This window comes from Verrucosispora sp. SN26_14.1 (assembly GCF_004307965.1).
Taxonomy (GTDB): Bacteria; Actinomycetota; Actinomycetes; order Mycobacteriales; family Micromonosporaceae; genus Micromonospora.
In genome coordinates this window covers 1-9,118 of the sequence record NZ_SISL01000240.1, presented here as the reverse complement: position 1 = coordinate 9,118, position 9,118 = coordinate 1, and the positions used below count along the sequence as shown (strand labels likewise).

The 9,118-nt window shown below is 72.3% G+C and carries 8 protein-coding genes; 6 read left to right on the top strand and 2 right to left on the bottom strand.

All coding sequences use genetic code 11. The features are described 5' to 3' along the window. Positions 1 to 1,075: condensation domain-containing protein (locus EYA84_RS20100; RefSeq protein ID WP_131054592.1), on the top strand; the 1,075-nt coding region annotated here is incomplete at its 5' end. A 39-nt stretch (positions 1,076 to 1,114) separates the two neighbouring features. Next, positions 1,115 to 1,639: a DinB family protein gene (locus tag EYA84_RS20095; RefSeq protein WP_131054591.1), complete on the top strand. Its 525-nt coding sequence runs from the start codon at positions 1,115 to 1,117 to the stop codon at positions 1,637 to 1,639. Between the two features lie 234 nt (positions 1,640 to 1,873). On the opposite strand, the gene EYA84_RS20090 is transcribed toward EYA84_RS20095, so the two are convergent. Continuing rightward, positions 1,874 to 2,233 carry a metalloregulator ArsR/SmtB family transcription factor gene (locus EYA84_RS20090; RefSeq protein ID WP_131054590.1) on the bottom strand — a complete coding sequence of 120 codons (360 nt, stop codon included), beginning with the start codon at positions 2,231 to 2,233 and terminating at the stop codon, positions 1,874 to 1,876. A 51-nt stretch (positions 2,234 to 2,284) separates the two neighbouring features. Here EYA84_RS20090 and EYA84_RS20085 point away from each other — a divergent pair, with 51 nt between their 5' ends. The 4 genes from EYA84_RS20085 to EYA84_RS20070 all read left to right on the top strand — a co-directional run bounded on the left by EYA84_RS20085 (position 2,285) and on the right by EYA84_RS20070 (position 7,337). Next, entirely contained in the window at positions 2,285 to 3,355 is a 1,071-nt protein-coding gene (locus tag EYA84_RS20085) for a cation diffusion facilitator family transporter (protein ID WP_131054589.1), read from the top strand. A gap of 151 nt (positions 3,356 to 3,506) precedes the next feature. Further along, positions 3,507 to 5,108: an LPXTG cell wall anchor domain-containing protein gene (locus EYA84_RS20080; RefSeq protein WP_131054588.1), complete on the top strand. Its 1,602-nt coding sequence runs from the start codon at positions 3,507 to 3,509 to the stop codon at positions 5,106 to 5,108. A 220-nt stretch (positions 5,109 to 5,328) separates the two neighbouring features. Next, positions 5,329 to 5,619: a flavin reductase gene (locus EYA84_RS20075; RefSeq protein WP_131054587.1), complete on the top strand. Its 291-nt coding sequence runs from the start codon at positions 5,329 to 5,331 to the stop codon at positions 5,617 to 5,619. Between the two features lie 158 nt (positions 5,620 to 5,777). Then, a complete protein-coding gene (locus EYA84_RS20070) occupies positions 5,778 to 7,337 on the top strand; it encodes a ricin-type beta-trefoil lectin domain protein (protein ID WP_162854376.1) in 1,560 nt (519 codons plus the stop codon). 72 nt (positions 7,338 to 7,409) lie between these two features. On the opposite strand, the gene EYA84_RS20065 is transcribed toward EYA84_RS20070, so the two are convergent. Further along, positions 7,410 to 8,051 carry a hypothetical protein gene (locus tag EYA84_RS20065; RefSeq protein ID WP_131054586.1) on the bottom strand — a complete coding sequence of 214 codons (642 nt, stop codon included), beginning with the start codon at positions 8,049 to 8,051 and terminating at the stop codon, positions 7,410 to 7,412. Positions 8,052 to 9,118 lie beyond the last annotated feature (1,067 nt).

Below are 9,118 nucleotides of genomic sequence, written 5' to 3'. Positions count from 1 at the left end.
ACCTAATCCTTCTTCGGCAGCGGCAGATGTTTATAAGATACAGGCCCGGCTGCGCGCGTCGCGCTTCGACCACGTCGCCGAGTGGCCGCTGCGGGCCGCCCTGGTCACCGTCGACGACCGGGTACGCCAGATCGTGCTGGTGTTCAGCCACGCCACCGTCGACTTCCACGCCACCGACGTCGTGCTGCGTGACCTGCGCAGGCTCCTGCGGCACGGCACCCTGGACACGCCGGTCGGCCTCCAGTCGGTCGACCTCGCCGGGCGGGAGCGCGACGCCGGACGACGACGGTCGGAGCGGGCGGTGGCGTACTGGGTGCGGCAGCTGCCCGGCCTGGCGGCGAACCTCTCCGACCCGGTCGGCGCCGCGCCGGCACCCCGTTACCGGCGTGGGTCGCTGGTCTCCCGCGCCGTCCACCACGCGGCCGGCCTGATCGCGACCCGCAACGCCGTCAGCACCTCCAACGTCGTGCTGGCGGCGACCGCCGCCGGGCTGACCGGCGACGGCGGGCAGGAGTCCTGCGGCATCGTGGTGATGGCCAGCAACCGCTTCCAGCCGGGGCATCAGGACGCGGTCGGCACCCTCAACCAGATCGGGCTCTGTCGGCTCGACCTGGCCGACCGGCCCGGCTTCGCCGACCTGCTGTCCCGGGCCCGGCGGGGAGCGCTGGACGCCTACCGGCACGCCTACTACGACCCGGCCGTGTGGGAGCGCACCTTCACCGACCTCGGCCACGACCACCGGACCTTCCTGTCCGCGTACTGCTACCTCAACGACGCCCGGCTGGCCCGCGACGTCGACCCGACGACGGCGGGCCCGGACGAGACCGCTCTGCGGGCGATGGTCGGCGACAGCGCGTTCCGCTGGCTGCCGGAGTTGGAGCGGTTCCCGTGGCGCTGCCGGGTCCAGGTGCTCGACGCGCCCGGTGCGGTCGAGTTGGTCGTCACCGCCGACACCCGCTACTTCCCCGCCGAACGGATCGCGCCGTTCCTGCGCGGCGTCGAGGCGCTGCTCGTCGAGGCGGCCTTCCGCGACGTGCCCTGGCCCTGGTCCCCGACTGCGGCCGGCCCGGGATAACCGTTCGACCGGGCCGCCACCGGGTGTGAGGATCGCCGGATGCCGTCTTCCCGTCGTGACCTGCTGCGCTGGCAGTTCGACCTGACCTGGTCGCTGTTCGAATACCACCTGGACCGGCTGGAGCCGGCGCACTTCCGCTGTGAAGTCGCCGCGCTCTCCTGGACGGTCCGCCCGGACGACGCCGGCCGGTGGGTGCCGGACTGGGCCGACACCGAGCCGGACCCGGTGCCGGTCCCCACCATCGCCTGGCTGACCTGGCACGTGGGCTGGTGGTGGAGCGTGGCCATCGACCATCTCCAGGGCCGGTCACCCCGGGAGCGCACCGACGTCCACTGGCCGGGCGACGGCGAGCCCACCGTCACCTGGCTGCGCGAACTGCGGGCGGAGTGGTCGACCGTGTTGGACCGGCTCACCGACACCGACCTCGACGAGGTTGCTCCGTTTCCCTGGCCGCGCGATCCGGAACACACCGTCGCGCACCTGCTCGCCTGGGTCAACGCCGAGCTGATGAAGAACGTCGCCGAGATCGGCCAACTCCGACTGGTGCAGGACGCCTCGTCCTGACCGGTGCCAGGACCGTCCGAGCCGTGGCCGAGGCTGAGGGCAGGCGACCTACAGCGGGGGCCCTGTCGAGCTGAACCGTCTGTGCTATCAGCTCGACAGCGGCCGGGTACCCCCTTGCTCTGTCGCAGCGGACCGCCCACCGGACCGACCGCGAAGCACTCCGACACGGTCCCGCAGACGCCTCCGCGATGGCCGACCCCTCGACCTCCGGTTCCGGCGCCACGACAGGGCCGGTCAGTCGTGTTCGGGGCTACCGGTCACGCGGTGGGAGGCGGCGTGCAGCGTCTCCGCGACCAGTCGGCGTACGTGGCCGTCGCGGGCGCGGTAGAGGGCGCGGCGACCGTCCCGGCGTACGCTGACCAGCCCGGCAAGGCGGAGTTTGCCGAGATGCTGGGAGACCGCCGGGCGGGCCGCACCGACGGCCGTGACCAGGGAACCGACGTCGTGTTCGCCCGTGCTGAGCAGCCACATCAGGCGGAGCCGGGTGCCGTCGGCCAGCATCCGCAGCATCTGCACGGCCGCCTCGACCTCACCGTCGCCAGGGGTGGGTTGTTGCCGCTCACTGGCTCCTGCAACGTTGTCGCGTGCGTACATGGGCACATATTATCGCCGGGACCACAGGCCCCGCTCTCCTCGGGGGGACACGTGACCCAGGGCCGGCACGACCATCACCACCACCACGACGACCACGACCGCCGCGACGACCACCGTCACCACGGCAGGCCCGGCCGGTGGCACCGGCTGCGGCACGCGGCCGTACCGCACTCGCACGACTCGCGTACCCGGGTGGACCCGGCGCTGGAGACCTCCCGCGAGGGGCTGCGGGCACTGTGGATCTCGCTGGTCGGGCTCGGTGTCACCGCCGCCGCCCAGGCGGTCATCGTGGTGTACTCCGGCTCGGTGGCGCTGCTCGGCGACACCCTGCACAACGTCACCGACGCGCTGACCGCCGTCCCGCTCGCCATCGCCTTCCTGCTCGGACGGAGGGCGGCCACCCGCAGCTACACGTACGGGTACGGGCGGGCCGAGGACATCGCCGGCATCATCATCGTGGCGGCCATCGCCGCGTCGGCTGTCGCCGCCGCGTGGACCGCGATCGGCCGGCTGCTGCACCCCACCGACATGAGTCATGTTCCCTGGGTAGCCGGTGCCGGTGTCGTCGGGTTCGTCGGCAACGAACTGGTCGCCCGCTACCGCATCCGGGTCGGACGGCGGATCGGATCGGCCGCCCTGGTCGCCGACGGCCTGCACGCCCGCACCGACGGCTACACCTCGCTGGCCGTGGTCGCGGCGGCGGGCGGCGCCGCACTCGGCTGGCGCTGGGCCGACCCCGTGGTCGGTCTCGCGATCGCCGTCGCCATCACCGTCGTGCTCGCCGACGCCGGACGGCAGATCTACCGCCGGCTGATGGACGCGGTCGACCCGACGCTGGTGGACCGGGCCGAACGTACGCTGCGCGACGTGGACGGCGTCCGGGACGTGACCGGGGTACGCCTGCGGTGGATCGGCCACCGCCTGCACGCCGAGGCGGACCTGGTCGTCGACGCCGGTCTCAGCCTCGTCGCCGCGCACGAGATCGCCGCCGACGCGGAGCACCGGCTCACCCACGCGGTGCCCCGGTTGACCAGCGCGACCGTGCACACCGACCCGGACAGCCACCCGGGCGGGCACCACCATGCCGACCTCTCCCACCGGCGACGGCAACCGGCTGGCTGATCCGCGCCGGCCCGACGCCGTGAGAGGCTTACCCGGCCCAGGATCCGCCGCACCACCACGCTCCGGCTCCGCGCCCGGCACGGCCCACCCGGCCCGCCGTCCGCCGGGTAGCCCCGCTCCACCTCGCCGTTCGTACCCTGAGGAATCCGCCATGTCATCTTCCGCTCTCCGGCGTCGGCTCGCCGGTGTGGCCGTCGTCGGCGTACTCGTCGCCACTGCCGTCGGCGGCGCGCCCGCCGCGGCCGAACCGACCTCCGCGCCGACCACCTCGGCTCCGACCACGACGCCTCCGGCCGCCGCCGACCGGACGGCCGCGCCGCGAAGCGACATTCGCCTGCGGAGCGTCACCGTCGCTCCCGGCGTCGGAGGCAAGTGGATGTCGGTCGAGCAGCGCGGCGGCAACTACGACACCACCTACCGGATGCGGGTGGACCGCAGTGACGTGATGGCGTTCGCCGACGTCCGACACGCGGGCGGTCCTCCGCTCTGCACGACGGCGGGACCCGTGCTGGACTGCGCTCTGACGACCGACACCGACTGGGGTACGGAGCTGTTCAGCCTGCGCGTGACGGCGGCGGCGGACGCGAAGCCGGGCCAACGCGGTGAGGTGGTCGTCACCGTCACGGAGCCTCGCTTCGCGGCCGGGACCTACCGGGCCACCGTCACCGTCGGCGAGGGCGTCGATCTCGTCAGCGCGAACGGCCGCGACCTCCGCCTCGACAGCAGTCTCGGTGCCCGCGTCGACGTCCCGTTGGCGGTGTCGAACCGTGGCACGACGACCGCCCACGGACTGCGGTTGTACGTGTCCGGCTCGCTCGGATTCACGCCGTCGAAGCGGTACCGGAACTGCGAGTACGGCGACCCTGCACGGGACGACAGCGTCTTCGTCTGCACGTTCGACGACTCGCTGGAGCCCGGGGAGACGGTGCGGGTGGACTCCACCTTCGGCGGGACCGTCCCGACCGACAGTTGGGCACCGAACCGGCACCACAGCCACTACACCTGGTTCACCCCGGCCGACTGGGAGGAGTACCAGGACCTGATCCGCAAGCCCGGACCGCTCGGCCCCCGGGGGACCGACGAGGAACTGACGCTGGCGGCGGTGGACGAGATGCGGGCCCGCTCGCACCCCCAGACCGACGTCGACGGATTCAGCAACGAGATCTCGGTACGGCTGGACGTCGCCGGTGACCTGCGGGGCGACGTCGCCGCCGAGGGCGCGACCGTCCGAGGCGCGGTCGGCGCCACCGTCCCGATGCGGGTCGGCTACCTCAACAACGGGCCGGCGCGCGCCGGGGCCGACGGCCAGGGCGGTCTGCAGGTCCCGACGCACGTGACCCTGCCGGACGGCGTCACCGCCGTCACCGTTCCGACGTCCTGCAGCGACCTGGACTCCGAGGAGTACGCGCCCGGCAAGCCCGGCGGACGGCGCTACGTGTGCCAGGCCGGCGGCACGATCAGCACGGGTGAGCGGGTGGCGTTCGAGTTCGGTCTCCGGGTCGACCGGGCCGGCGGTCAGACCGGCACGGTCACGCTCAAGACCAGGTCGGGTGAGGGCGCGATGGCGGATCTGGACCCCGGCAACGACACCGCCGCGATCCGGGTGAACCCGACCGGCGGCGGAGCAGGCGGTGAGTTGCCGATCACCGGCGCCTCCACCGGCCTGCTCGCCGGGGCGGGTCTCCTGCTGGTCGTCGCCGGTGCGGGCGGCTTCCTGCTGGCGCGTCGGCGGCGGACCCGCTTCGTCGCCTGATCCGACAGGCGTGGTGGGCACCGGGTCGGGGAGGTATCTCCGAGCCGGTGCCGCGTCCGGTCCGTGATCGACGACGGAAATATCACAACGCTGTGTGATTGCACGGAGACTCTGGGCAAGGTATCCGTCAGGCGACGTGGTGCGGTGGGGGCCCACCCACGTCGCTCCGGGGGCCGCCGACGGGCGGGCGCCACCCCCCGCCGACGGAGGAGGATCTGCCGTGCCCGCGACCAGAGCGGCGAACGTCGTACCCACCGCACGCTGCCGGGACCATGTGGCGTCCCGCCCCACCTGGCGGTGCCGAGCCTGCGGGACCGACTGGCCGTGCGGGCGGGCGAAGCGGGACCTCCTCGCCGAGTACGGCACCCGCCGCACCGATCTGCTGGTCTATCTGGCGATCCTCTGGGAGGAGGCGCTCCGGCAGCTCACCGAGCGGCACCCGGGGACCGGCCCGGCGGAACTGCATGAGCGGTTCGTCGGCTGGCTGCCACCCCGAACACCCTCCCGCTGACCACCCCGCCGTCCGACCTGGACGAATCATGCGCCGACATAACTGGCAGGAGTCTTGACAGTTACCTGTCACATCGACAGACTTGATCGTGAGAGCGCTCTCTTGGTCGAACTCCCGGTGATGCCCCCGCGTCGCCCCACCCCCGTAGGAGGAGTCCCATGCCACGAGCGCCACGCGCCCTGCGCGCGGCCCTGGCGGCCGTCCTGGTCGCCGGTCTCGCCCCACTCGCCGCTCCGCCGGCCGTGCTCGCCGCCGACACCGCCGGTACCCCCACCGCCGACACCTCGGTCACCGGCCTCGCGCCGGAGATGGTCCGCGCGATGCGCCGCGACCTCGGGCTGACCGACGCGCAGGTGCTGACCCGGCTCCGCGTCGAGGCCGGTGCCGCCACCGTCGAGCGACGCCTACGGGCCCGACTCGGTACGGCCTTCGCCGGTGCCTGGATCCCGGCCGGCGGAACGAGGCTGACCGTGGCGGTCACCGACCCGTCGCTGGCCGCCGCCGTCCGCGCCGAAGGTGCCGAGGTGACCACCGCCGCCCGCAGCGAATCCACCCTGGACGGCATCAAGCGGACGCTCGACCGACACGCCGGCAAGGCGCCACCGGACGCCGTCCACGGCTGGGCGGTCGACGTGACGACCAACCGGATCGTGGTGACCGCCGGCCGGGGTGCCACCGCCGAGGCCGCCGCCTTCGTCAAGGCCAGCGGCGTCGACGCGGCCCTGGTCCGGATCGTCGAGTCCGCCGAAGCGCCCCGGATCAACTACGACATCCGGGGTGGGGACCAGTACGTCATCAACGGCAACACGCTCTGCTCGGTCGGCTTCGCGGTGCAGGGCGGCTTCGTCACCGCCGGCCACTGCGGCCGGGTCGGCAGCCCGACGCTCGGCTACAACAACGTCTCGCAGGGCACCTTCGCCGGCTCGACGTTCCCCGGCCGCGACTACGGTTGGGTGCGGACCAACAGCAACTGGACCCCGCAACCGTGGGTGAACAACTACTCCGGCGGCAACGTGTCGGTGGCCGGCTCCCAGGACGCCGCGATCGGCAGCTCGGTCTGCCGGTCCGGTCGCACCACCGGCTGGCGGTGCGGCACGCTGCTGGGTCGCAACCAGACGGTCAACTACTCGCAGGGTGCCGTGCACGGCCTGACCCGCACCAACGCCTGCGCCCAGGGCGGCGACTCGGGTGGCGCCTGGCTCAGCGGCAACCAGGCGCAGGGCGTCACCTCCGGCGGCTGGGGCGACTGCTCCACCGGCGGAGAGACCTGGTTCCAGCCGGTCAACGAGATCCTCGGCGCGTACGGGCTCACGCTGGTCACCAGCGGCGGTGGCAGCGGGAACCGGCTGATCAGCAACTGGAACAACAAGTGCATCGACGTGCCGAGTTCGAACTTCTCCGACGGCGTACCGCTGCAGACCTGGAACTGCAACGGCACGGCGGCGCAGTCGTGGAGCTTCGTCAACGGCACGTTGCGTACCCAGAACAACATGTGCATGGACGTGGCCTGGGGTTCCCGGGACAACGGCGCGGCGATCCAGATCGCTACCTGTAGCGGCAACGCGGCCCAGCAGTTCGTCCTCTCCGCCGCGGGTGACCTGGTCAACCCGCAGGCGAACAAGTGCGTCGACATCAGTGGATGGGTCAACGCCGACGGTGCCCGCCTCGCCATCTGGGAGTGCCTCGGCGGCGCGAACCAGAAGTGGCGGCGCGGCTGACACCCGACCCCCGGATGTAAGGAAGGGTCCCCTGCTATCGCCTGGTGTATAGCAGGGGACCCTTCCTTGCACTCACGACGACGGCGCGGCGCCGTTGTCGTTGAAGCGGAAGCTGTCGAACGGCGCGGCGTCACCCAGCTCCTCCATGATCAGGCCGTTGTTCCGCGTGTTCCGCAGGTACGCCGAGTTGTTGCTGATCAGGTAGGTCTCCGCGTTCTCCGGGTTCGGCGCGATGGTGAAGAGCTGCCGCTGCTCGCTCTCCTGGCACTCCGCGCCCTGCACCACCAGCGGCTGCGAGTTGCCCGGGTTCTGCACCTGCCAGCAGACCGGCTCGCCGGTGCCGGGGCCACCGCCGGCACCCCGGTACGACTTGATCAGGAAGGTCTGCCCCTCGACCGGGGTCGCCACGAACAATTGCCGGCCCTCGTCGCCGTCGACCTCGGCCAGCCGCTCGTCGGTCAACGACAGCCCCGACTCGACCGCGTCGACCCGGGTGATCGTGACCTGGCGGTCGCCGGACAGCACCGGCGGATTGGCGCTGGTCGGCGACGGCGACGCCTCCGTCGGGGTGGGCGCGGCGGAGGTCGCGCTGGCGGCCGGCGTGCCCGTGGCCTCGGGGGTGGCGGCGGCATCCGGGGTGGCGTCACCGCACGCCCCCGTCGAGACGACCAACGCCACCACGCCCGCACCGGCAAGCCACCTACGCATCGACATCATCCACTCCTCCTCGGCGGCGGGGATTCCCGGTCGGGAGACCGGCGCACCATCCTCGCCACGGTCGCTGAAGATCGACGTACCCCGGGTGCCGGCGCGATATGCGAGGACGCGGCAACGGGGTGGTTTTCCGACAAAGGTCGTAGGTCGAATGCCGTCCTGCGCCAGATGGCACCACTCTCCCGTTCCCGCAGGCTTCTCTCAGGCACCGGGTGACGCCGCACGGACCCCTCCGGACACCCGATCGGCCTGGAAGGCAGCCCGACATGTCTCGCCACGATCCCGCCCGGTCCCGGGCGTTCCGCCTGCGTCGACTCGGCGCGGCCCTGGTCGCGGCGGTCGCCGTCGCCACCGCCGCCGCGCCGAGGCAGCAGGTCACGCCGGTGGCGAGGGCCACCCGGACCGGGGTGGAGGCCAGCCGGGCACGGACACCACGACGTGGGTTCACCACGCGGCGGTGTCGTCCGGTCGTCCTTTCGGAGGATGCTCCGTCGGCCGTACGGCTCGCCGGTCGCTCGGGGTTCAGCTTCTGGTCGATGGGGTCGTCGGGATGCACCCGCCGAGGCTAGAAAGCCTTCGGCCCGTTGCCATCAGCCCGCTTGGTGGCGTGCGTCACAATTCGTCGCTGTTCACCGGTCGATACCGCCCGGTTGACCGGATAGCGGATGCACCTCGTCTATCCGTCGTGCCCGTCATGCCGGATTTTACGGTGTGAATAGGACGAAAAAGGGATCTCGCCGCCGTCGATGGAGCCCCGACCGCGCCTCCCCCGAACGGTGGAGAGCTGCCTGGGCCCATCGCGTCCGCACCGGTCGGGCGGTCGGCCCCCCTCGTACCCACCCGCCCCACCACCCACACCGCCCCACGCCCGGAGTGCCCGTGCGCCCAGCACCCGTGCGCCCCGTCGATCATGGACTCGTGGCGACGACATAACGCCCCATAATTCGACAAACCGGGTGCCACGACGCCATGATCGACGAACCCGGGGGCCACGACGCCATGATCGACGAACCTGGGGGCCGCGACGCCATGATCGGCGGGGCCGGGGGCCGCGACGCGGGCCGCTG

Excerpts from the sequence above, each read along its gene's own strand:
- EYA84_RS20095 (WP_131054591.1), top strand. The coding sequence starts at position 1,115 with ATGCCGTCTTCCCGTCGTGACCTGCTGCGCTGGCAGTTCGACCTGACC.
- EYA84_RS20090 (WP_131054590.1), bottom strand. The coding sequence starts at position 2,233 with ATGTACGCACGCGACAACGTTGCAGGAGCCAGTGAGCGGCAACAACCC.
- EYA84_RS20080 (WP_131054588.1), top strand. The coding sequence starts at position 3,507 with ATGTCATCTTCCGCTCTCCGGCGTCGGCTCGCCGGTGTGGCCGTCGTC.
- EYA84_RS20070 (WP_162854376.1), top strand. The coding sequence starts at position 5,778 with ATGCCACGAGCGCCACGCGCCCTGCGCGCGGCCCTGGCGGCCGTCCTG.
- EYA84_RS20065 (WP_131054586.1), bottom strand. The coding sequence starts at position 8,051 with ATGTCGATGCGTAGGTGGCTTGCCGGTGCGGGCGTGGTGGCGTTGGTC.